The sequence below is a fragment of the Microbacterium sp. NPDC086615 genome (genome assembly GCF_040686055.1).
Lineage (GTDB): Bacteria > Actinomycetota > Actinomycetes > Actinomycetales > Microbacteriaceae > Microbacterium.
Genome location: NZ_JBFBJJ010000017.1, coordinates 36338 through 58896, shown reverse-complemented (window position 1 = coordinate 58896; position 22559 = coordinate 36338). Strand labels below are relative to the sequence as shown.

Below are 22559 nucleotides of genomic sequence, written 5' to 3'. Positions count from 1 at the left end.
GGTCTATCGTGAGCGACGTGCAGCAGGTATGGCCAGGATCCAGTTATCCCCTCGGGGCCACTTACGACGGTAACGGGACGAACTTCGCCCTGTTCAGTGAAGGAGCGGAGAAGGTCGAGCTCTGCCTCTTCGACGAGAACGGGAAGGAGACGTGCTTCGAGCTGATCGACGTCGACGCGTTCGTCTGGCATGCGTATCTCCCGAACATCCAACCGGGACAGCGATACGGGTACCGCGTTCACGGGGAGTACGACCCCGCGAACGGCAAGCGCTACAACGCGAGCAAGCTCCTGCTCGACCCGTACGCGAAGGCCGTCGAAGGTCAGGTCGACTGGGGCCAGCCCGTCTTCAGCTACGAGTTCGGCGATCCCGACTCGTTCAACGACGAGGACTCGGCCGCGCACATGATGAAGGGCGTGGTCATCAACCCGTTCTTCGACTGGTCGGGCGACCGCCAGCCCAAGACCCCCTACTCCGAGACGTTCATCTATGAGGCCCACGTCAAGGGCCTGACCCAGCTGCACCCCGACGTTCCGGAAGAGCTGCGCGGCACCTACGCGGGCATCGCGCACCCGGCCGTGATCGACCACCTGCGCAAGCTCGGTGTCACCGCGATCGAGCTCATGCCCGTGCACCAGTTCGTCAACGACTCCACCCTCGAAGAGAAGGGGCTGTCGAACTACTGGGGCTACAACACCATCGCGTTCCTCGCGCCCCAGAACACCTACTCCTCGACCGGCGATCACGGTCAGCAGGTGCAGGAGTTCAAGGCCATGGTCAAGGCGCTTCACGCGGCCGGCATCGAGGTCATCCTCGACGTGGTCTACAACCACACGGCCGAGGGCAACCACATGGGCCCGACCCTGTCGATGCGCGGCATCGACAACGAGGCCTACTACCGCCTCGAAGACGACGACAAGCGGTACTACACCGACTACACGGGCACCGGCAACAGCATGAACGTCGGCAACCCCCACACGCTGCAGCTGATCATGGACTCGCTGCGGTACTGGGTTCTCGAGATGCACGTCGACGGCTTCCGCTTCGACCTCGCCTCGACCCTCGCGCGCGAGTTCTACGAGGTGGACAAGCTCGCGACCTTCTTCGAGCTCGTGCAGCAGGATCCGGTGGTCTCGCAGGTCAAGCTCATCGCCGAGCCCTGGGACGTCGGCCCCGGCGGCTACCAGGTCGGCAACTTCCCGCCCCAGTGGACGGAGTGGAACGGCAAGTACCGCGACACCGTCCGCGACTTCTGGCGTGGTGAGCCGCAGGCGCTCGCCGAGTTCGCATCGCGCCTCACGGGGTCCGCCGACCTGTACGAGCACTCGGGGCGCTTCCCCGTGGCATCCATCAACTTCGTCACCGCGCACGACGGCTTCACCCTCCGCGACCTCGTCTCGTACAACGAGAAGCACAACGAGGCGAACGGCGAAGACAACAACGACGGCGAATCGCACAACCGCTCGAGCAACATGGGCGTCGAAGGTCCCACCGACGACCCCGAGGTGCTCAAGCGCCGCGCGCAGCAGCAGCGCAACTTCATCGCCACCCTCCTGCTCAGCCAGGGCGTGCCGATGCTGCTGCACGGCGACGAGCTCGGTCGCACGCAGGGCGGCAACAACAACGGCTACGCGCAGGACAACGAGATCACCTGGGTGGACTGGTCGAATGTCGACCACCCGCTCATCGAGTTCACCGCGGCCCTCGCACGACTGCGCAAGCAGCACCCCACCTTCCGCCGCAGCCGCTTCTTCGATGGTCGCCCCGTGAAGATGGAGGAGGGGGCGCCGATCCCCGACGTGGTGTGGCTGCGGCCCGACGGCTCGCTCATGCAGCCCGAGGACTGGGACAACGGCTTCGGCCGCGCTGTCGGGGTGTTCCTCAACGGCCAGGGCATCCGCGAGCGCGATCGTCGCGGCGAGTCGATCAGCGACGACCACTTCCTCGTGCTGTTCAATGCCGGCGATGAGCCCGTCGACTTCGTCCTGCCGGACTTCGAGTACGCGCCCGAGTGGGACGCCTACGTCGACACCGCGGGGGAGCGCGCGAACACTGAGCCGCTGAGCCCGGGGGAGACCCTGCCGATCGAGCCCAAGTCGCTCATCGTGCTGCGGGAGCACCACCTCCCCGAACCCGAGGTCGACCACTCGGTGGCCGCCTCGCTGACCGCCCAGATCCAGGTGGTCGGCCCCGATGACCTGCCGGGCCAGGCGCCCAAGCCGGAGTTGTGACCGAGATGCGGCATCCGCTTTCGACCTACCGCCTGCAGATCCGCGAATCGTTCACCCTCGACGACGCCGCCGAGGTCACGGGATACCTCCGTGACCTCGGGGTCTCGTGGGCGTACCTGTCGCCGCTTCTCGAGGCCACGCCGGGCTCCGACCACGGGTACGACGTCGTCGACGTCACGCGGGTCGACCCCGCACGCGGCGGCGCCGAGGGCCTCGCGCGCTTCGCGGAAGCCGCGCGCGCGGAGGGTCTCGGCATCCTGGTCGACATCGTCCCGAACCACATGGGGGTCTCGGAGCCGCGGACGAACGCCTGGTGGTGGGACGTGCTGCGCCAGGGTCGCGCCTCGGTGTATGCCGACTCCTTCGACATCGACTGGGAGTTCGGCGGCGGCAAGGTGCGCGTACCGGTGCTCGGCGACGACCTCGACGCGGTCATCGGCGAGATCTCGTACGACCCGACGCCGGCTGACGACGCTCCCGACGGTGTGATCCGGTACTACGACCACGCCTTCCCGGTCGCGCCGGGGACGGGGACGGATGCCGCGGCCTCGGGCTCGCGCGACGCCATCGTCGCTCTGCTCGACGCGCAGAACTTCGAGCTGCGGTTCTGGCAGGACGAGGCGGCCGACCTCAACTACCGTCGGTTCTTCGCCGTGACGACCCTCGCGGGCGTCCGTGTCGAGCTGCCCGAGGTGTTCCAGGAGACGCACGCCGAGATCCTCCGCTGGGTGCGCGAGGGCCTCGCCGACGGTCTGCGCGTGGACCACCCCGACGGCCTCGTCGACCCGGGCGGCTATCTCGACCAGCTCGCCGTCGCGCTGGAGGAGGCGGGCGAGGGCGAGATCGGTTACGTCCTCGGCGAGAAGATCCTCGAGCACGGCGAGGCGCTGCCCTCGTGGTGGAAGACCGCCGGGACGACAGGTTACGACGCGCTCGCCGAGATCGACCGCGTGCTGACCGACCCCGCGGGCGAGGCGGCGCTCGACGCGCTCGACGCACGTCTGCGCGCCGACAGCGACCTTGCGCCGCTCACCGGGTGGCACGATCTGATCCACGACACCAAGCGCAAGATCGCCGACTCGATCCAGGTGTCGGAGATCCGGCGGCTCGTGCGGGGTCTTCCCGCTGAGCTCCGTGCGGAGTTCGGGGCCGACGTGCTGCAGGACGCGCTCGCCGAGGTCCTCGCGTGCTTCCCCGTCTACCGCTCCTACCTCCCCGCCGGCCGCGCCCACCTCGATGCCGCCGCGGGCGAGGCCGAGGTGCGCCGACCCGAGCTCGGCGACGTGATCGAGAAGCTCGTACCGGTGCTCGCCGACACCAGCCGCGAGGTCGCGTGGCGGTTCCAGCAGACGACCGGCCCGGTCATGGCCAAGGGCGTCGAAGACACGGCGTTCTACCGTTACACGCGGCTGGGCTCGCTCACCGAGGTGGGCGGCGACCCGGGCGAATTCGCCCTCGACGTCTCGGGATTCCACACCGCTCAGGCGCTGCGGCACGCGTCGTGGCCGACCGCCATGACCACGCTGTCGACGCACGACACCAAGCGCGGCGAGGACACGCGCGCCCGCATCGCGGTGCTGGCCGAGATCCCGGAGCGCTGGGCGGAGGTGCTGGGCGAGTTCCGCGGAATCGCCTCGACCGGGCACGGTCCGTTCGACAACCTGCTGTGGCAGGCCATCGTCGGCGCGTGGCCCGAGTCGGCCTCCACGCCGGACGGCCTGAAGGTCTACCGCGAGCGCCTGCACGCCTACGCCGAGAAGGCCGCGCGCGAGGCGAGCGAGGTCACCGGCTGGTGGGAGCAGGACGAAGCCTTCGAGGAGCGCATGCACGCGGTCGTCGACGCGGCGACCGGCGCCGCCGCCGAGCGGGTGCGCGCGTTCGTGGACGAGATCTCGCCCGCGGGCTGGTCGAACGGCCTGTCGGCGAAGCTGCTGCAGATCATGGGTCCCGGTGTCCCCGACGTCTACCAGGGCTCGGAGCTGTGGGAGCAGTCTCTGGTCGACCCCGACAACCGTCGCGCGGTGGACTTCGCCGAACGGCGACGTCTGCTTGCCTCGCTCGATGCGCCCGGCGCGGCCTTCCCCACGGTGGATGCCACGGGCGCGGCCAAGCTGCTCGTGACCTCGCGCGCGCTGCGGTTGCGCCGCGAGCACCCGCTGGAGATCTACCGTCCGCTGGAGGCCGCGGGAGTGGCATCCGATCATGTCATCGCCTTCGACCGTGGTGGCGTTTTCGCCGTCGCGACGCGGTTGCCCCACGGCCTGGCGGCCGCGGGCGGATGGCGCGACACGGTGGTGCTGCTCCCGGACGTGCCCCTGATCGACGTGCTGACCGGCCGCTCCTTCGCGGGCGGACCCACCCCGCTGACCGACCTCCTGGCCTTCTACCCGGTGGCCCTCCTCATCTTCTGACCCCCCGTCCCCCGAGCGCGTGAGGGGTCACTTTCTGTCGCTTCACGCCTCTCTGAGCGACAATTTCTGACCCCTCACGCGTAAGGACACACCATGAGCATCGACGTCTGGGCACCGAAGGCAGAACGGGTGCGGTTGCGCCGGCTGGATGACAGCGGCGATGCCGTCGTCGAGGACATCGAGATGGAAAGCGCCGCCGACGGGTGGTGGACCGCCCCGGTCGACCTCGCCGACGGAGAGCGGTACGGCTTCGTCCTCGGCGACGGCGACGACCTGCGCCCCGACCCGCGCTCACGGCGCCAGCCGGGGGGCGTGCACGAAGCCTCGGCCTGGTTCGACCCGAGCGTCTACGCCTGGAACGACGCGAGCTGGACGGGCAAGCAGCTCGCGGGCGGACTGATCTACGAGCTGCACCTCGGCACCTTCACCCCCGAGGGGACGCTGGATGCCGCGATCGGGCGCCTCGAGCACCTCGTCGACCTCGGTGTGACCCACGTGGAGCTCCTCCCGGTGAACGGCTTCAACGGCACCTGGAACTGGGGCTACGACGGCGTTCTCTGGTACACCGTGCACGAGGCCTACGGCGGACCCGAGGCATACCAGCGCTTCGTCGACGCGGCGCACGCGGCCGGCCTCGCGGTCATCCAGGACGTCGTCTACAACCACCTCGGTCCCTCGGGAAACTATCTGCCCGAATACGGGCCATACCTGCGCGAGGGCAGCCGCAACACGTGGGGCGACTCGATCAACCTCGACGAAGACGCGGTGCGCGCCTACATCGTTGAGAACGCTCTGATGTGGATGAGCGACTACCACGTCGACGGTCTGCGCCTGGATGCGGTGCACGCGCTGCTCGATCACCGCGACCCGCACGTGCTGCAGGAGATCGCCGAGCGCACCGACGCCCTGTCGGCGCACCGCGGCATCCCGCTGACAACCATCGCCGAGAGCGACATGAACGACCCGAAGCTGATCCTGCCGCGCGAGGCCGGCGGCTACGGCCTCACCGCGCAGTGGTCGGACGACTGGCACCACACCGCCCACGTCGCCCTCACCGGCGAGACGATCGGCTACTACGAGGACTTCGCCGACCTCGACGCGTTCCGCAAGGTCAGCGAGGGCGGTTTCTACCACGACGGCACCTACTCGACCTTCCGCGAAGAGAAGCACGGCAAGCCGATCCCGGAGGCCGTGCCCAACTGGCGCCTCGTGACCTTCGCGCAGGATCACGACCAGATCGGCAACCGTGCCGCGGGCGACCGTCTGTCGCAGTCGCTGGACTACGACCGCCTCGCCGCGGCCGCTGTGCTGACGCTCACCGCCCCGGGCACACCGATGCTGTTCATGGGCGAGGAGTGGGGCGCATCCACTCCCTGGCAGTTCTTCACCTCGCACCCCGAACCCGAGCTCGGCAAGGCCACCGCCGAGGGACGCATCGCCGAGTTCGCGAAGATGGGCTGGGACGAGTCCACCGTGCCCGATCCGCAGGACCCCACGACCTTCGAGAACTCGAAGCTCGACTGGGACGAGGTCGGCGAGGGCGACCACGCGCAGCTGCTGGGGCTGTACCGCGAGCTGGCGAAGCTCCGCCGGGATCGCCCCGAGCTGACCGACCCCTCCCGCGCCGGTCTGTCGGCCGTGGCGCGCGAGGCGACGGGCGGTCGGGTGTACGAGCTTCGTCGCGGTGACCTCGTGGTCGTCGTCAACCTCTCGGATGCCGAGGCCTCGGCATCCGTCTCCTCCGGTGCCCGGGTGCTCTTGGCGACGACGGAGGGCGTGGTGCTCGACGGCGTGGCGCTCACTGTTCCCGCCGGCGGGAGCGCGATCGCGGCTCCGGCTCTCTGACGTGGGGCGCTGCTTCGTCTCGACTCCTTAGGACCTCGTCCCACTTCTGACGGAGCATGTCCCACTTATGGCGGGTTGGCGGGGCTGCAACCAGCCATAAGTGGGACGAGGTTCGAAAGACGTCAGTCGACCGACGGGCGGATCAGGCGCAGGATGCGGATGACGGCGGGCGGCAGGAGCACGAAGGCGGCCACGATGATCGCCATCACCCCGATCCCGGTGCTCCGCGGCTCGCCGCCGAATCGCTCGACCGCGAGCCAGCTCAGTCCCCACGCCAGCGCGAGGGTCGGGGTGAGGCGCCACGCGCTCTTCCACGCGATCGCGAGCCCGATGAGGCCCACCACGACGAGGACCCCAATGCCGATGGCATCCGCCGCCTTCTCCCACGACGAGGGGGCGACGGTCGTGAGCCAGGCGGCCGTGTTGGCGACCGTGGCCAGGGTGACCCAGCCGAGGTGCAGGCCCGTGACGCCGTCGATGAGGACCGAGTCGACCACGCCGCCGCGCGGTTCGCGCGTGAGAACGGCGACGCGGAACGTCCAGCCGAGGGCGGCGAGGAGCAGCACGATGACGACGACCGTGAGGAAGAGGGTGCCGAAGCGCGCGGCGACGAGCCAGAGACCGTTGAGGGCCATGGTCAGGGCGATGAGCCAGCCGAGCGCGCGCTGGCGCGGGTTCGTACGCTGGCGCGGGAGGGCCTGCCAGATCGCGTACGCGATGAGGCCGAGGTAGATCACCGACCAGATCGAGAACGCCGGCCCCGCGGGGGCGAGGTACGACCCGTTCGTGCTGAGCGCGCCGTCCTGCTGATCCTCGACCGCGGTGTTGCCGAAGGCGCCGGCGCCGATCACCGCCGCGATGATCATGAACGACAGGGCGGAGAGGACGACGATCTGACGTGCGAGGTCGTTCCCCCGCCATGGAGCTTCTACGTTCATGGGCGAAAGCCTAGATAAGCTAGCGAGATTCGCGGTTCGGGCTTGACATCGCGGCATCCGGCCCGCGCCGTCGTGCGGAGTTCGGGGCGGACACGCCGTGCGAGGGGCGGGTGTCTGGGCGTGTCGGGCATGGACACCGCCTGACGGCTCGCGTGACGGGGCACGCCGCGACGGCCCGCGGAAGGGTCAGGCCGCGACGGCCCGCGCGGCGAAAGACCGCAGCAACAGGGTGGGCTGCTCGACCGAGACCGTGCGCACGTGCGCCGACACCTGGTCGAACGCCTCCGCGTCGAAGTAGCCCGCGTCGCGGTAGACCTCCATCCGCGCGACGAACGCCTCGGCGGTCGGCTCGGGGTGGAACTGCGTCGCCCACAGGCCGGCCCCGGCGCGGTACGCCTGCACCGGGCAGGCGGCGTTCTCGGCGAGGAGCGTCGCCCCGGGAGGCACGCTCGCGGTGCCCTCCTTGTGCGCGGTCAGCGCCTGGAAACGCGTGCTCAGGATGCCGAACAGCTCGTCGTCGCGCCCCGCGTCGGTCAGCGCGATCTCGGCGGGGCCCGTGCCCTCGGGGGTGTTCAGGGTGACCTCGCCGCCGAGCATGCGCGTGACGACGCCGATACCGAAGCACGTGAACATCGCGCTCGTGCGCCCCTCGATCGCCGTGGCCGCCAGGCGCTCGAGGTCGCGTTCGAGACGGCGCTGCTCGTCGGTCTTGTCGGGATCGGTGACGTTGAAGGGACTCCCGCCCACGACCACGGCGGCGAAGCGCTCGAGATCGCGGGGGAGGGGCTCACGGACGAGGTCGTGGTGCACGAGATCGTCGTCGCTCACTCCGAGCCCGTCGCGGAACGATGCCCACTCGGCCACGGCCGCGTCGCGCTGCGGGCGGGCGCAGACGTAGAGCAGGCGAGCGGTCACCCAGGGATTCTATGCGCGCGCACGGGCGTCGCGCCCGGGGCTGGACTCACGAGGAAACAGCGGCCGCGGGCCTCGTGAGCACCGCGACCTCGTCGAGGCGGACGCGCACGCGCTCTCCCGGTTCGCGCCGTTCGTCCGAGGGGTGCTGCACCCGCACGAGGCTCCCGTCGGCCACGCGCAGCAGGGAGCGGCGGACGCTGCCGAGGAACGTGCTCTGCTCGACCACGGCGTCGACGCCGGTGGCATCCGGAGCGACGATTCGCAGGTTCTCGGGGCGCACGAACACCTCGCACGCGCCGTCGTCGGCGGCGGCGACGAGCGGCAGGCTCTGCCCCCAGACCGAAACGGCGTCGCCTGCGACCCGGCCCGGAACGAGGCTCGACGACCCGACGAAGGCGGCCACGTCGGCGGACGCGGGCCTGAGGTAGAGGTCTTCGGGGCTGCCGAACTGCAGGATGCGTCCGGCGCCCATCACCGCGACCCGATCCGAGACGGCGAGAGCCTCCTCCTGATCGTGCGTCACGAAGACGGTCGTCGTGCCGAGGCGGAGTTGGATGCGGCGGATCTCGTCGCGCAGCTGCACCCGCACCTGGGCGTCGAGCGCCGACAGCGGCTCGTCGAGCAGGAGCACCCGCGGTTCGGTGACGAGGGCGCGCGCGAGGGCCACGCGCTGCTGCTGACCGCCCGACAGCTGGTGCGAGAAGCGGTCGGCGAGGTGCCCGAGCCCGACGAGGTCGAGAGCCTCTCCGGCGCGGCGGCGGGCCTCGGTCGTGCCGACGCCGCGGCGCCGCAGGCCGAACGCGGCGTTATCGATCGCGCGCAGATGCGGGAACAGCGAGTACGACTGGAACACCATGCCGATGTCGCGCTTGTTCGTGGGGACGCTCGAGACCTCGCGACCGCCGATGTGCACCTCGCCGGCGGTGGCGCGCTCGAGACCCGCGAGCACGCGCAACGCGGTCGTCTTGCCGCACCCCGAGGGGCCGAGCAGAGACACGAACTCGCCGGGACGGACATCGAGGTCGACCCCGTGCAGCACACGCGTGGTGCCGTAGTCCTTCACGACGCCGCGGAGCTCGACCCCCGCGCTCTGGGTTCGCGAGGGTGCGCCCTCTCGGTCGATGACGGTCATGAGCTCTTCCTTCCGGCGCCGATGCGTCCGACGCGACCGATGACGAGCAGCAGCACGAACGCCAGGGCGAGCGCGAGCAGCGTGAAGATGGCGGCGACGTAGCCGTCCTGCTTGTTGACGACGATCAGCGCGGTCTGCAGCGTCTGCCTGTTCAGGAGGGACGCGATCGTGAACTCGCCGAGCACGACCGCGACCGAGATGAGCGACGCGGCGAGAAGGCCCTGGCGCAGGTTCGGCATGATGACCCGCAGCAGCACGCTCCCCCAGCCGGCACCGAGCGTGCGGGCCGCCTCGGACAGGGTCTTCACGTCGATCGCGTCGATGGACGCCTGGATCGACCGGTAGGCGAAGGGGAGGACCAGGATGCCGTAGGCGAAGGCGAGTGTCCACGCCCCCGTTCCGAGGGTCCGACCGATCTGCAGGTAAAGGGGAGTGAGACCCACCACGAGAACGATGGCGGGGATCGAGATCGGCAGGAGGGCGACGAACTCGAACACGCGACGAAGACGGGGGAACGCCAGCGCCACGAGCACCATCGTGGGCGTGAACAGGACGAGGACCAGCAGCACCGTGACCCCCGCGAGGCCGAGGGAGTTCCCGATGCCCGTCCACAGCGGGCGGTACTTCGCGGCGTTCGCGGGGTCGGCGAGGGCCGTCCAGCGCTCGAGCGACAGCCCCGACCCGCCGGGAAGCGGCGTGAGGGTGAACAGCACGGTCGCCGCGAACGGGACGGCGAAGACCAGCCCGACGCCGACGCCGATGACCCAACGCGCCCAGCGCGGGGGAGCGAGCGGGTTCACGACTGCCACCGCGCCGCGCGGCGCTGCACGAGCGAGTACACGCCCATGACCACGGCGACCACGACGATCATCCCGAGCGCGAGCGCGCCGGCGAGGTTCTCGCGCCCGAGGACGGTCTCACTGGTGAGCGCGGTGCGGATCTGCAGCGGCACGATCTGCGAGCCCTGGCTGGCGAGCGCGGCGGCCGTGGCGTACGACGAGAACGCGTTGGCGAACAGCAGGAGCAGGCTCGCCAGGAACGACGGCGCGAGGACGGGCATCCCGACGTGCCGCCAGAAGCCCCCTCTCGTTCCGCCGAGGGTGAGATGCGCCTCGACCCATTGCGGCTTCAGAGCGGCGAGAGCGGGGAGGAACGTGATGATCATGAGCGGGATCTGGAAGATCAGGTAGGCCACCACGACACCCGGGAGGTCGTACAGCCAGACACCGTTCTCGTACAGCGAGATCCCCGTCAGCTGTCGCAGCACGACGGTGACGACACCCTGCGCGCCGATCGCGGCGATGAGCACGAATGCGAGCATCACGCCACCGAACTGGGCGAGGACTCCGGATGCCGCGTCCACGGCGGTGCGCACGACGCCGGTCTCGGGCAGCCCCAGCATCGCCCAGCACACCAGGGCACCCACGACGGCGCCGATGACCGCGGTGACCAGCGATACCATCGCGGAGTTCCCGAACGCGGCGAGCACGAGGGGGTCGCCGAGCGCGGCGACGTTGTCGAGCGTGAACGAGCCGTTCCCGTCGACGAAGCCCGAGGCGACCGCCACGATCGTCGGCAGCGCGAGGAACAGGACGACGTACGCGGCGAAGGGGGTGAGGCCGAGCCACGCCCAGCCCGGACGGGCCGCACCCCGCGGCGACGGAGCGGAGGGCTCCGGCGCCGCGGGGGCGACCACTCGGTCGAGGACGGTCACTGGGCCGCCGTCGCCCACTTCTGTCCGAGCAGCGTGCCGGCCGCCGTCGACTGCGCCTCGGTGGGGACGACCGTGTCGCTCGGTGCGGCCGGCAGGGCGGCGGCGAGGGCGGCGTCGATCGTGCCGGCGGTGGTCATGGCATCCATCCGCGCCGGACGTGCGCCGCCCTTGAGCCAGAGGTTCTGCACCTCGTCGCTGTAGAGGAACTCCTGCCAGAGGCGGGCGGCCGCGGGGTGCGGGGCGTCCTTGTTGATGGCCTGGTTGTAGTAGCCGGCGTAGCCGGTACCGGGGAGGACGACCGTCTTCCACGTGGGGACCGCCGAGGCCTGTGCCGCGTTGAGGTAGTCCCAGTCGAAGACGACCGGCGTCTCACCGCTGGCGATCGTGGCATCCGTCGGGTCGACCTTGAGGAAGTTGCCCGCCGCGTTCAGCTTCCCGAAGAAGTCGACGCCCGGGGTGAAGTCGTCGAGCGTGCCGCCGTTCTGCACGGTGGCCAGGCCGACCGCGGCGAAGGCCGAGCCCGCCTGGGTCGGGTCGCCGTTGATGGCCACCGCGCCCTTGTACGCGGGCTTGAGCAGGTCGCTCAGCGAGGTCGGCGCGGGGAAGCGGGCCGAGTCGTAGCCGATCGACATGTACCCGCCGTAGTCGCCGACGAACAGGCCCGAGGGCTCTTTGATCGCGTCGGGGATCTCGTCGAAGGTCGAGACCTTGTAGGCGGCGAAGCGGTCGGTGTTCTGCAGGGCGACAGCGAGACCGAGGTCGAACACGTCGGGCGCGGTGTCGAGGCCCTCGTTGGCCTTGGCCGCCTGGATCTCTTCGGCGCTCGAGGCGTCGGGCGACTGCTCGTTGATCGTGATCTCGGGGTAGCGCTGGGCGAACAGGTCGAGCACTTCGCCGTAGTTCGCCCACGTGCGCGGGAGTGCGATGACGTTGAGCTGGCCCTCGGCCTTCGCCGCCGCCTCGAGGTCGGCCATCGTGCCGAAGTCGCTGAGGCTCGTGGCCGTCTTCGCGTCGGTGGTGGAACCTGCGGCGGCGTCTCCGGACGCGCCCGCGCAGCCCGCGAGAGAGATCGCGGCGACGGCCGCCAGGGCGAGGGCCGCGAGGGGCCGACGGGGGTTCTTCAGGAGTGACATTCAGGTTTCCTCTCGTGTCTCCCGGGCACCTCGGCGGCGGGGGCCGTCGAAGGCGAGACGGAGGAAATGTACGGACACGCCGTGACACGACGGCGCGCGCCGGGTGAACCGGGATCGTCCGAAGCGGGAACGAACGGGAATCGAGGCGTGAGCGGACGCCGCGTGTCACACCCGAGCGCCGCGCCCGCCCGCTCCTGTCCGACGGGGATCGGTCCCGCTCACGCGCGACCGCCTCACCGCGATGAGGAGGGCTCCCGCGAGGAGCGCTGCGGCGCCCCCGACCGCGAGGCCCGGGCTCGACGGCATCCCCGACTCGGCCAGGCGCGCAGGGGCCGCGCCCGAGGCCGAGGGGGTCGGGACGGGTGCGGGGGAGGTCTCCGCGAGGGAGAAGCTCGGCGTCGCCGCGATCGGGACGGGCCAGCGGGCGTCCTCGAGGTACGTCGCCAGGAAGGGGGCCGGTTGCCCCTCGGTCGGCACGTCGTCGGCCGTTGACTGCAGCGGGAGCGTGACTTCGCCGCTCTCGATCGTGACGGTCTGCTCGCTCGGCGAGGGGCGCCAGGCGAGGGAATCGGTCGTTCCGACCGTGACCAGGAGCGCGTGCCCGGGCGCGAGCGTCCACTCGACGTTGCGCAGGTGCATGCGGGTCGTCCCTGACGCGTCCAGGGGTGCCGCTTCTTCGACGATGAGCGTCGGCACACCGTCGGGCTCGACGTCCCACAGTCGCGCGTGCGCGACGCCCGCCCCCTGGGTGCGGAGGTTCAGGGACGCCCTGCCGCTGAGGCGCGTGGGCTCGTCGACGGGGGCGGAGAGCGTCTGCGAGGCCCCGATGGTCTGCGCGTCGCGCGGGGCGGTGCCGAAGAGCGAGCCGTCGCCCTCGTCGCCCGCGGGGAGAGCATCGGCGCCGCGGCCGGTGTCGACGTACGAGCCGGGCGCGAGAGGAGCGGTGAGTTCGCGCGTGACGCCGGGCCACGATGACTGGAGGCGCCAGTGCCCCTCGTTGTCCTGCAGCGCCCAGGCGGGTTCGGGGGCCGGCGCCCCGAGCAGATGAGCGTCGAAGAACGCCCGCACCTCGTCGACCCATCCGGCGCGGCCCATCTTCAGACGCCCCGCGTCGTCGAGGTCGTTGCCGGAGTAGTGGTCCCAGGGCCCCGCCCACGCGATCACCGGCCCGTCGACGGCATCCAGGAACTCCGCCATACCCTCGGGACGCGTGTTCCTTTCGGTCCAGCCCTGCGTGAGGAACAGGGGGACGGTCGAGCCCTCGGCGTGCTGCGCGGTGTTGCGGGCGCTCCAGAACGCCGAGGAGGGATCGGATGCCAGGGTGTCGGCCAGGATGCCGGCGGCGCATTCGGGGTGGGTCTGCTCGTACGCGGCGTTCGTGCGGTAGCGCTCGGTGTCGGGCGGGATCACGACGCCGTCCACGGACCCCGGGTGATCGATCCCGGTGAGGGCCGCGATGCCGTTGTACGCGTCGATCGTCGTGCGGTTGTTCTCGGCGGGGATGCCGTTCTCGTAGAGGTAGTCGTAGAGGTTCCACGACGGCTCCTGCGCGACGACCGCCGCGAGACCCGCGGGCCGGTCGGCGAGACCCATGAGGCCAGTGACGGCGTCGTACGACTTCCCGTACATTCCGACGCGACCCGTCGACCAGGGGGCGGATGCCGCCCACTCCACGAACGCGCGCACGTCGGCCTGCTCGCCCGGACCGCTGAAGTCGTAGCATCCGGAGCTTCCCCCGAAACCGCGCAGGTCTCCGAACACGACGGTGTAGCCGGCGGCGAACAGGCCGCCGTCGTCGATGAAGGCGCGGTGGCGCATCGAGGGACCGGTGAACGACTTGCCCTCGTCGGCCTGCTGTCCCGCGTGCGAGAGGTAGGGGCCGCTGATGAGGATCACCGGAGTGCGGGCATCCGCCGGCAGACCCGCCGGGCGAAGGACGTCGGCGTGCAGCTCGACCGGGTCGCCGTTGCGATTCGCGACGGAGGACGGCAGGTAGTGCTCGGTCCACACGGCACCCTCGGGAACCGAGGGGTTCTGCGCGTGCGTGACGCCCCGCGAGACGTCGGGGTCGGCGTCGATGCCCGCGTCAGGCGTGGGGGCGGCGTCGTCCGCGGGGGTGGCCTCCGCGGAGGGGGCGGCGGGCGCCGACGCGGCGCCGCTCGCGTCGGAGGCGACGGCGGGAGTCGCGCCGATGAGGGTCAGGACGACGGCCAGCGCCAGGGCGTTCGTCGTTGTGCGTCCGTGCATTCCGTCTCCCCTTCGCGGTGCGCGTCGATCGCACCCTACCGCGCGGGGCGTGCCCCTCTGCCGGGGCGCGGGTGCCACCGTGCCAGCGTCAGCGTGAAGAGCGCGCGGTGCGTCCCCGGACGATGCCGACGAAGGCCTCGACGTCGGCGGTCGTCCGCTCGCGGAGCCACGCGAGCGCGACGGTCGACACCGGTCCGTCACGCAGCACCCGGTACTCGACGTCGCGGCGCTGGTGGGCGCGCGCGAGCGACATCGGCACGACCACGACGCCGACGCCCGCGGCGACGGTCGCGATGGCTTCGCCGGTGTCGGACGGTGGCGCGAACGTCGGGGGGATGGCATCCGGAATCCGCGCGGCGAGCACGTCATCGGCGGGGACGATCACGACTTCGCCGGCGAGATCCGCGGTGTCGAGCTCGTCGCCGGCCGTCAGGTGAGAGTCGACCGACATCACGACGACGGGCTGTTCCTCGTAGAGCGGGATGAGGTGGAGGTCATCGGATGCCGTGACGGGGAGCCGCACGAGAGCGGCGTCGACCTCGTCGAGGTGCGACCGTTGCCCGGCGACGTCGATCTCCCGGAGCTCGAGGGTGACGTGCGGCATGCGCTCACGCCACAGGCCGATCCACTTGCCCGGGGTCGCACCCGGGACCGCGCCGAGCACGAAGGTGCGCGGGGGTTCCGGAGGAGCGGGGGCGGGGCGCGGTGCCTTCCCTCTCGCGGGGCGCTTCGGCGTGGAGGGCCGTGCCGCTCCGCCCTTGCGGGCACCGCCGGTGGGACCACGTCCCCGGGACCCGCTGCCGCTCGCCATGGTTCCAGGCTATCCGCGCGAGTAACGTGGAACGCATGATCGGCATCCTGGCGCTCGTGTTCGCCGGCCTCGCGGCCCTGCTGCACGTCTACATCTTCGTGCTCGAGAGTGTCCGCTGGTCGCAGCCGAAGACGTGGAAGGTCTTCGGGATCGCCGACCAGAAGACGGCGGATGCCACGAAGCCGATGGCCTACAACCAGGGCTTCTACAACCTCTTCCTCGCGATCGGCGCCATCATCGGCATCCTGTTCTGGATCGTCAACGGCGTGGGCGACGTGGCCGGACGCACGCTGCTGATCTTCTCGCTCGGCTCCATGCTGGGTGCGGCGCTCGTGCTCGTGACTTCGGGCAGCAAGTACCTGCGCCCCGCGACGATTCAGGGCACCCTGCCGCTCATCGGTCTCGTGCTCGCGATCTTCGCCTGACGGGCCCGCTGCCTCGAAAGACGAAAACCCGCACGCTCCGAGGAGTCGTGCGGGTCGTGAAGCCGCGGGACGGCTGTCGCGTCGGCCGGATCACGCGGCCAGGCGGAGTCCCCGCTGGTCGGTCGCGACCGCTTCGCCGTCGTTGATGATCTCGTCGTCGCCGATGAGAGAGCCCGTCGCGACGCGAGCGTTGTGGCCCACCTGCGTGCGAACGCCGATGTGAGCGCCCGCGCCGATGACCGCGCCGGCGCAGATGTGCGCGTGCGGCTCGATGCGAGCCTCGGGTCCGATGACGGCGTCGGATTCGATCCACGCCCCTCGGCCGACACGAACACCCGCGGCGATCTGCACGCCGGGTTCGACGTAGGCGCCGTTCTCGACCAGCGCCGACGGGTGGACCTTCGCGCCGTGCGCGACGAGTCCGCGACCGTTGACGTGCTTGCGGTAGCGCAGCGTCTCGCCGTGGTCGTTTTCGATGTCGATGTAGTTCTTACCCACGATCCCCTCCGGTCGACTCTCGGATTCAGCCGACATGTATGACAACGGGTGGGGAATGCCCTTCATTCCCTCGAATGGTTCTTCGTCGCCCGTGCCGCGATCGGTTTGCTCGACGTCGAGAGAAGTGCGGCGAGGACTCTCGACGATGTTTCGTCCTCCTGTTCTCGCACGCCGGCGGCGGTGAGCCTGCCGGGTTGACAGGAGCGAACCGGAGGGGCGCTGATCCGCGGACCGGTCGGAGAATCACCCGGGCTGACAGGTGGGGCACCAGTAGACGTTGCGCTCGCTCGTCTCCGAGGCGCCCAGGGACGTCGCGCGGATCGGCGTGCCGCAGCGACGACAGGGCGCGCCTTCGCGGCCGTAGACCCAGAACCGACGGCCCGGGCGGGTGTCGCCCGTGAAGGTGCGCTCGGGTCGCGGGAGGTTCGCGCGGATCATGCGCTCGCCGAGTGCGATCGTCGCCTGGGCGTCGATCTCGGTGGCCGGGGTGGTCGGCGCGATACCCCGCACGAAGAGCAGTTCGTTCGCGTAGACGTTGCCGAAGCCGGCGACGTTGCGCTGGTCGAGCAGCGCGACGTGCGCTTCTCGCGGATCGGCCGCGACGCGGCGGACCGCCTCGGCCTCGTCCCAGTCGTCGGCGAGGAGGTCGGGACCGAGATGGCCGATGACGGTGTGCTCGTCGGCGGTGCGCAACACCTCGACCATCGCGAGGTCGAAACCGACGGCATCCGCCCCCGTCACCCCGACGATCGCGCGGGCCTTGAATGCGGGGCGGCGCCACCGCTCGCCCGGCCGGTAGACGTCCCACCGGCCCTCCATCTTCAGGTGCGAGTGCAGCGTGTACCCGCCGATGCGGTGCAGGAGATGCTTGCCGCGCGCGGCGACCCCGTGCACCGTTTCGCCGCGGAGATCGGCGGTGGCGCTCCCGGGGACGCGGATGTCGAAGCGCGTGACGACCTTGCCGGTCAGAGCGGCCGAGAGCTTCGCCGCCGCACGGTAGACGGTGTCGCCCTCAGGCACGGGCGGCCTCCAGCCGGGATCGAGGGGCGGCGGGGTCGAGGGCGGGCGCCGTGGCGGCGGGGTGCTTACGCACGCACGGCCTCCGTGTGGAGTAGAGGGTGGTGGGCACGGTGGCGGGGTGCTTACGCACGGGCGGCCTCGCGGAGGGTGTCGCCCGCGGTGAGCTTGCGCAGCGTGAGACCCTTCGGGGACTCGACGAACCCGGCGGAGCGCAGCGCGCGCCCGACCGCCGTCCCGTAGACGAACTCGCCATTGACCTGCTCGACGGTCAGCGTCTCGAGCCGACGACGCTTCGCCGTCTCGGCGAGGTCGGTGGCGGCCGCGGCCAGCCGCGTTTCGTCGTCGGTGAAGGCCAGGGCGGTGCGGCCCCCGCGCTCCAGGTACAGGGTCAGCTCTCCGTCGACGAGCACGACCACTCCGCCCGCTTTGCGACCGGGGCGATGGGTGACGCCCTCGAGGGCCGGCCAGCCGAGAGCGGCGCCGTACGGGTTCGCGGGGTCGGTCGCCGCGAGCGTCACCGTGCGCAGGGGTGGAGGGTCGGCGACGGCGGCGAACTCGCGGAGCCGGTCGACCGTCGCGGAGGCGGCGAACTGGGCCGCCCCGAGCTTCTCGATGACGTATCCGCGACGGCAGTGCCCCGCCTCCTCGAACCCGGCCAGGATCCGGTAGACCTGCGCGAATCCGCCCGGGACTCCCTCGGACTGCACGGCCCCCCGGGTCACGACGCCGTAGCGGTCGAGGAGCAGGCTCGCCGTCGCCGTCGCGCGGGCGGCGGCATCGGCTTCCCGCTCGGGGAGAAGCGACCAACGCCCGCCGAGCGACGGCGGTCGCGGAGCCGACGTCGCCCGCGGCATCGCGGCCCCTCGATACATGCGGGCGCGCGGCGCGCGACGGGCGACGCGGTGTGATTGTCCACCGCCGCTGAGGAGCGTCCGCACGGGGGCGAACGTGTCGTTCGTGACGCGCCCCGCCCAGGTGAGCGCCCAGAGGGCATCATTGACGGACTGCTCGTTCTCGGCCCCGGCGAGCTGTTTGAGCTGCGCGGCGAAGTACGCCCCGCCGCCTTCGAGTGCGCCGAGGATGCGGGCCTCGAGCGAGTCGGGAGCCGGGTCGTCGGGATCGTCGGGATCTTGCAGGGTGAACGGCGCCGCCTCGGCCGGGTGGAGCGCGATCCATCCGTCGCGGCCCGGAAGGGTGCCGTGCCCCGACCACACCACCTCGCCCGTGGCGGTGAGCTCGTCGAGCAGCGCGGGGGAGTAGTCGCGGACGCGCGAGGGCAGCACGAGCGACTCCCACGCGCTCGCCGGGATCGGCACTCCGGCGAGCTGCTCGATGACCGCGAGCACCCCGTCGATGCCCTCGAGGGGCCGCCCCAGGTGCTGCCACACGGGAAGGAACCGCGCGTAGGCCGCGGGCGGGACGGGCTCGACGCTGCCGCGGATCGCGGCGAGCGAGCGCATGCGCAGACGACGGAGGACCTCGACGTCGCACCACTCGGTGTCGTCACCGCGGCCGCCCCCTCCGGACCCTGAGCCTGTCGAAGGGTCGGGCAGGAAGAACCCGCTCGCCAGCCGTCCCTGTGACTCGAGCCGTTGCAGCGTCAACCGGGCGACCGCGATGCCGACGCCCAGTCGCTCCGCGACCGCGTCGGTGGTGAACGGCGCGTGCGTGCGGGCGTAGCGGGCGACCAGATCGCCGAGCGGATCGGCGAGCGGTTCGAGGAACGCGTTCGGGATGCCGACCGGCAGCGCCGCGCCGAGGGCATCGCGGAGTCTCCCGGCGTCTTCGATCCCGGCGACGCGCGAGACGCCGCCGATCGTGACGCGGATCGCGCGGCGATCGTCGACGAGGGTGGCGAGGTGCCGCTCGGCCTCGGCGAGGGCATCGGTCTCGGCGTCGAGGCGCGCCGCGACCTCGGTCGCGTCGAGCGGACCGAGGATGCGCAGGAGGTCGGCCACGCCCTCGACCCCGCGCGCGCGGCGGTCGGGGTCGAGGCGCTGCGCTTCGCGCTCGAACTGCGCGATGACCTCGGGGTCGAGGAGTTCGCGCATCTCGACCTTGCCGAGCAGTTCGCTCAGCAGCGCCGGGTCGACCGAGAGCGCCGCTGCGCGTCGCTCGGCGAGAGGCGAGTCACCCTCGTACATGAAGGCGCCGACGTACCCGAAGAGCAGGTCGCGGGCGTACGGCGAGGGCTGCGAGGTGGTGATCTCGACGAGCCGGATGCGCCGCTCGCCGATCTGCCTGGTCACCCGCAGGAGCGCGGGGAGGTCGTAGACGTCTTGCAGCACCTCGCGCAGCGTCTCGAGGATGATCGGGAACGCCGGATGCCGCTTCGCGACCTCGAGCAGCTGGGCGGACCGTTGCCGCTGCTGCCACAGCGGCGAACGGCGGTTCGGGTTGAGGCGCGGAAGCAGGAGCGCCCGCGCCGCGCACTCGCGGAAGCGCGAGGCGAACAGCGCCGATCCGCCGACTTCGTCGGTGACGATCTGCTCGAGTTCATCGGGTTCGAAGACGAAGAGGTCGGCTCCGGGCGGTTCGGCGGCGGCATCCGGAACCCGGGCGATGATCCCGTCATCGCTCGCGACGGCGGCCCCCTCGACACCGAGCCGCTCGCGGATGCGCGCGTTCACCGCGAGGGCCCAGGGGGAATGCACCTGCATGCCGTAGGGGGAGTGCAGGATGATGCGCCAGTCGCCGACCTCGTCGCGGCTGCGCTCGACGGTCAGCGTCCGGTCGGTGGGGAGGCTGCCGGTGGCCTCGCGCTGCTCGGCGAGATACGACAGCAGGTTCGTGATCGCGTTGTCGTCGAGTCCCGATTCGCGCAGGCGCTCCTCGGCCTTGGCCTGGTCGGCGCCCGCCAGGTCGCGCGAGAACTTTCCCAGCGCTTCACCCAGCTCGGCGGGGCGGCCGATGCCGTCGCCGTGCCAGAACGGCAGCTTGCCGGGCTGCCCGAACGCCGGCAGCACGTTGACACGGTCGTGCGTGATCTCGACGATGCGCCAGCTGGTGGTGCCGAGCGTGAAGACGTCGTTGACGCGGGACTCGTAGACCATCTCTTCGTCGAGCTCGCCGACGCGGGCGTTCTGCGATTCACCCGCCACGAACACGCCGAAGAGCCCGCGATCGGGGATCGTTCCTCCGCTGGTCACCGCGATGCGCTGTGCGCCCGGGCGCCCGGTGAGGGTCCCCGCATCGCGGTCCCAGACCAGACGGGGGCGGAGTTCGGCGAACTCGTCCGACGGATAGCGGCCCGCGAGCAGGTCGAGCGTCGCCTCGTAGGCCGAGCGGGGGAGTGAGCGGAAGGGCGCGCTGCGCTTGACGGTATCGAACCACTCCTCGACGTCGATCGAGCCCAGGGCGGCGGCCGCGACGGTCTGCTGGGCGAGGATGTCGAGCGGATTCTGCGGAACAGTGATCGCCTCGATCCGGCCGGCGAGCATGCGCTCGGTGACCACCGCCGTGTGGAGCACGTCGCTGCGATGCTTCGGGAAGAGAGCGGCGCGGCTGACCTCGCCGACCTGGTGCCCGGCGCGTCCCACACGCTGGAGACCGGATGCCGCGCTCGGGGGCGCCTCGACCTGGATGACGAGGTCGACCGCGCCCATGTCGATCCCGAGCTCGAGGCTGCTCGTCGCCACCACGCAGCGCAGCGCGCCCGACTTCAGTTCGTCCTCGACCTGGGCGCGCTGCTCCTTGGAGACCGAGCCGTGGTGGGCTTTCGCGAGGATCGCGGAGACGCCCGCGGACGACCCCGCCTGCGCCATCATGGCCGCCGGCACGGTCGGCTCGGGCACGTCGATGCCGACGCGTTCGGCGTAGATCTCGTTGAGGCGCCCGGTGAGCCGCTCGGCCAGGCGCCGGGAGTTCGCGAACACGATCGTCGAGCGGCGTTCGAGGATGCGGTCGACGATCGCCTCCTCGACGTGCGGCCACACCGAGCCGGCCATCTCGGTGCTCTCGGGGCGCTCGGAGAACCACTCGCCGTCGGTCGCCTCGTCGGGGTCGGGCGAACCCGGGGGCGGGGGAGGGTTGAGCATGTCTTCGATCGGCACGACGACCGACAGGTCGAACGCCTTCGTCGCCTTCGGCGCCACGATGTCGACGGGCTGAGCGCCGCCGAGGAACCGAGCGACCTCGTCGATCGGTCGCACCGTGGCCGAGAGGCCGATGCGCTGCGCGGGCTTCTCGAGGAGCGCATCCAGCCGCTCGAGGCTCACCGCCAGGTGGGCGCCGCGCTTGGTGGCCGCCACGGCGTGCACCTCGTCGATGATGACGGTGTGCACGCCGCGGAGCGTCTCGGCGGCCTGGCTCGTCAGCATGAGGTACAGCGACTCGGGCGTCGTGATGAGGATGTCGGGCGGGTCGGTGACGAGCTTTCGACGGTCGCTCGAACTCGTGTCGCCGGAGCGCACGCCCACGGTCACGCCGGGGACCTGGATGCCGAGGCGCCGGGCCGACTGCCCGATCCCGACGAGCGGCGACCGGAGGTTCCGCTCGACGTCGACACCGAGGGCCTTGAGCGGTGAGATGTAGAGGACGCGCGTGTTGGTCGCCGGGGTCTTCGGGGCGGCCTTCTTGCCGCGGCGCGGGGGCTCGGCATCCGGAGTCTCAGGCGCCTTCTCGCGGAAGATCCGATCGATCGCGAAGAGGAAGGCCGAGAGGGTCTTGCCGGAGCCGGTGGGCGCGACGACGAGCGCGTTGCGCCCGGACGACACCGATTCCCACGCGCCTTTCTGGGCATTGGTCGGGGCCGAGAACGCACCGCGGAACCAGTCCTGCGTCGCAGGACCGAATCTGTCGAGGACGTCAGCCATGCCGACATCCTCTCTCGGACCTCCGACATCGGGTCGGGGTTGACGTTCGCCCGCCGCGGACGGCGGTTCCTCCGCCCGGCGGAAGCGTCTCCGTCCCCGGGCGGAGGCGGTCTCCACCGGCGCTGTCTAGCGTGGGCACATGAACAGCGCATCGTCGTCCCCGCGGGCCGCCGTCGCGGTCGTGTCCGTCTCCGTCCTGCTCGGCCTCGCCATCGGTGCCGCCCTGTGGCTCGGCTCGCAGAACCTCCTCATGGGCGCCACGATCGGTGGCATCCTGGCCCTGCTCTTCGGTGGTTTCGCGGTCTTCGCGGTACGCGCGGCGGCGTCCTCGCCCGGCGGCTCCGGCACCGACGCGGGTGCCGTGGTCATCGGCGGCGGGGGCTGCGGCGACGGCTGCGGTGGAGGCGGCGACGGCGCCTGTTGAG

16 protein-coding genes are annotated in these 22559 nt (G+C 71.1%); 5 read left to right on the top strand and 11 right to left on the bottom strand.

The genetic code is table 11. From position 1 onward, the window contains the following. Positions 1 to 8 precede the first annotated feature (8 nt). From glgX to treZ, 3 genes are all read left to right on the top strand, one after another. Positions 9 to 2231, top strand: a complete 2223-nt coding sequence (gene glgX, locus AB0O24_RS15400) for a glycogen debranching protein GlgX (protein WP_363376097.1) — start codon at positions 9 to 11, stop codon at positions 2229 to 2231. Positions 2232 to 2236: 5 nt separating this feature from the next. Next, positions 2237 to 4642: a malto-oligosyltrehalose synthase gene (gene treY / locus AB0O24_RS15395; RefSeq protein WP_363376146.1), complete on the top strand. Its 2406-nt coding sequence runs from the start codon at positions 2237 to 2239 to the stop codon at positions 4640 to 4642. 93 nt (positions 4643 to 4735) lie between these two features. Beyond that, entirely contained in the window at positions 4736 to 6487 is a 1752-nt protein-coding gene (gene treZ, locus AB0O24_RS15390; RefSeq protein WP_275798682.1) for a malto-oligosyltrehalose trehalohydrolase, read from the top strand. Positions 6488 to 6609: 122 nt separating this feature from the next. Here the strand turns inward: treZ and AB0O24_RS15385 are convergent, their stop codons facing one another. The 8 genes from AB0O24_RS15385 to AB0O24_RS15350 form a co-directional block, all read right to left on the bottom strand. After that, positions 6610 to 7425: a tryptophan-rich sensory protein gene (locus tag AB0O24_RS15385; protein ID WP_363376094.1), complete on the bottom strand. Its 816-nt coding sequence runs from the start codon at positions 7423 to 7425 to the stop codon at positions 6610 to 6612. Between the two features lie 186 nt (positions 7426 to 7611). Further along, complete coding sequence (locus tag AB0O24_RS15380; RefSeq protein WP_363376091.1) at positions 7612 to 8340, bottom strand: GMP synthase; 729 nt, start codon at positions 8338 to 8340, stop codon at positions 7612 to 7614. Between the two features lie 46 nt (positions 8341 to 8386). Continuing rightward, the gene (locus tag AB0O24_RS15375; protein WP_363376088.1) at positions 8387 to 9472 is read right to left on the bottom strand and encodes an ABC transporter ATP-binding protein; all 1086 of its coding nucleotides are present in this window, start codon (positions 9470 to 9472) and stop codon (positions 8387 to 8389) included. After that, on the bottom strand, positions 9469 to 10281 hold the full coding sequence (locus tag AB0O24_RS15370; RefSeq protein ID WP_363376085.1) for an ABC transporter permease subunit: 813 nt from the start codon (positions 10279 to 10281) through the stop codon (positions 9469 to 9471). Before AB0O24_RS15370 ends, AB0O24_RS15375 begins: the two co-directional genes overlap by 4 nt. Continuing rightward, entirely contained in the window at positions 10269 to 11186 is a 918-nt protein-coding gene (locus AB0O24_RS15365) for an ABC transporter permease subunit (protein WP_363376082.1), read from the bottom strand. The genes AB0O24_RS15370 and AB0O24_RS15365 overlap by 13 nt, the downstream gene beginning before the upstream one ends. Then, entirely contained in the window at positions 11183 to 12319 is a 1137-nt protein-coding gene (locus tag AB0O24_RS15360) for an extracellular solute-binding protein (RefSeq protein WP_363376079.1), read from the bottom strand. Before AB0O24_RS15360 ends, AB0O24_RS15365 begins: the two co-directional genes overlap by 4 nt. 165 nt (positions 12320 to 12484) lie before the next feature. Next, positions 12485 to 14566, bottom strand: coding sequence for a CocE/NonD family hydrolase (locus AB0O24_RS15355; RefSeq protein WP_363376076.1), 2082 nt, complete (start codon positions 14564 to 14566; stop codon positions 12485 to 12487). A gap of 88 nt (positions 14567 to 14654) precedes the next feature. Continuing rightward, positions 14655 to 15377: a LysR substrate-binding domain-containing protein gene (locus AB0O24_RS15350; RefSeq protein ID WP_363376074.1), complete on the bottom strand. Its 723-nt coding sequence runs from the start codon at positions 15375 to 15377 to the stop codon at positions 14655 to 14657. A gap of 35 nt (positions 15378 to 15412) precedes the next feature. On the opposite strand from AB0O24_RS15350, the gene AB0O24_RS15345 reads away from it, so the two are divergent. Beyond that, positions 15413 to 15802 (top strand): DUF1304 domain-containing protein, encoded by a 390-nt coding sequence (locus AB0O24_RS15345; RefSeq protein ID WP_058598188.1) that lies wholly within the window; start codon positions 15413 to 15415, stop codon positions 15800 to 15802. Positions 15803 to 15892: 90 nt separating this feature from the next. Here AB0O24_RS15345 and AB0O24_RS15340 read toward each other — a convergent pair whose 3' ends face one another. From AB0O24_RS15340 to AB0O24_RS15330, 3 genes are all read right to left on the bottom strand, one after another. After that, complete coding sequence (locus AB0O24_RS15340; RefSeq protein WP_058598191.1) at positions 15893 to 16300, bottom strand: transferase; 408 nt, start codon at positions 16298 to 16300, stop codon at positions 15893 to 15895. A gap of 243 nt (positions 16301 to 16543) precedes the next feature. After that, positions 16544 to 17320, bottom strand: a complete 777-nt coding sequence (locus AB0O24_RS15335) for a DNA-formamidopyrimidine glycosylase family protein (protein ID WP_363376071.1) — start codon at positions 17318 to 17320, stop codon at positions 16544 to 16546. A gap of 122 nt (positions 17321 to 17442) precedes the next feature. Then, the gene (locus tag AB0O24_RS15330; RefSeq protein ID WP_363376069.1) at positions 17443 to 22134 is read right to left on the bottom strand and encodes an ATP-dependent helicase; all 4692 of its coding nucleotides are present in this window, start codon (positions 22132 to 22134) and stop codon (positions 17443 to 17445) included. Positions 22135 to 22273: 139 nt separating this feature from the next. Here AB0O24_RS15330 and AB0O24_RS15325 point away from each other — a divergent pair, with 139 nt between their 5' ends. Continuing rightward, positions 22274 to 22558, top strand: coding sequence for a hypothetical protein (locus tag AB0O24_RS15325; RefSeq protein WP_363376066.1), 285 nt, complete (start codon positions 22274 to 22276; stop codon positions 22556 to 22558). The last annotated feature ends 1 nt before the right edge of the window (position 22559 follow it).

Excerpts from the sequence above, each read along its gene's own strand:
- AB0O24_RS15330 (WP_363376069.1), bottom strand. The coding sequence starts at position 22,134 with ATGGCTGACGTCCTCGACAGATTCGGTCCTGCGACGCAGGACTGGTTC.
- AB0O24_RS15385 (WP_363376094.1), bottom strand. The coding sequence starts at position 7,425 with ATGAACGTAGAAGCTCCATGGCGGGGGAACGACCTCGCACGTCAGATC.
- AB0O24_RS15360 (WP_363376079.1), bottom strand. The coding sequence starts at position 12,319 with ATGTCACTCCTGAAGAACCCCCGTCGGCCCCTCGCGGCCCTCGCCCTG.
- treY (WP_363376146.1), top strand. The coding sequence starts at position 2,237 with ATGCGGCATCCGCTTTCGACCTACCGCCTGCAGATCCGCGAATCGTTC.
- treZ (WP_275798682.1), top strand. The coding sequence starts at position 4,736 with ATGAGCATCGACGTCTGGGCACCGAAGGCAGAACGGGTGCGGTTGCGC.
- AB0O24_RS15375 (WP_363376088.1), bottom strand. The coding sequence starts at position 9,472 with ATGACCGTCATCGACCGAGAGGGCGCACCCTCGCGAACCCAGAGCGCG.
- AB0O24_RS15345 (WP_058598188.1), top strand. The coding sequence starts at position 15,413 with ATGATCGGCATCCTGGCGCTCGTGTTCGCCGGCCTCGCGGCCCTGCTG.
- AB0O24_RS15350 (WP_363376074.1), bottom strand. The coding sequence starts at position 15,377 with ATGGCGAGCGGCAGCGGGTCCCGGGGACGTGGTCCCACCGGCGGTGCC.
- AB0O24_RS15325 (WP_363376066.1), top strand. The coding sequence starts at position 22,274 with ATGAACAGCGCATCGTCGTCCCCGCGGGCCGCCGTCGCGGTCGTGTCC.
- AB0O24_RS15355 (WP_363376076.1), bottom strand. The coding sequence starts at position 14,566 with ATGCACGGACGCACAACGACGAACGCCCTGGCGCTGGCCGTCGTCCTG.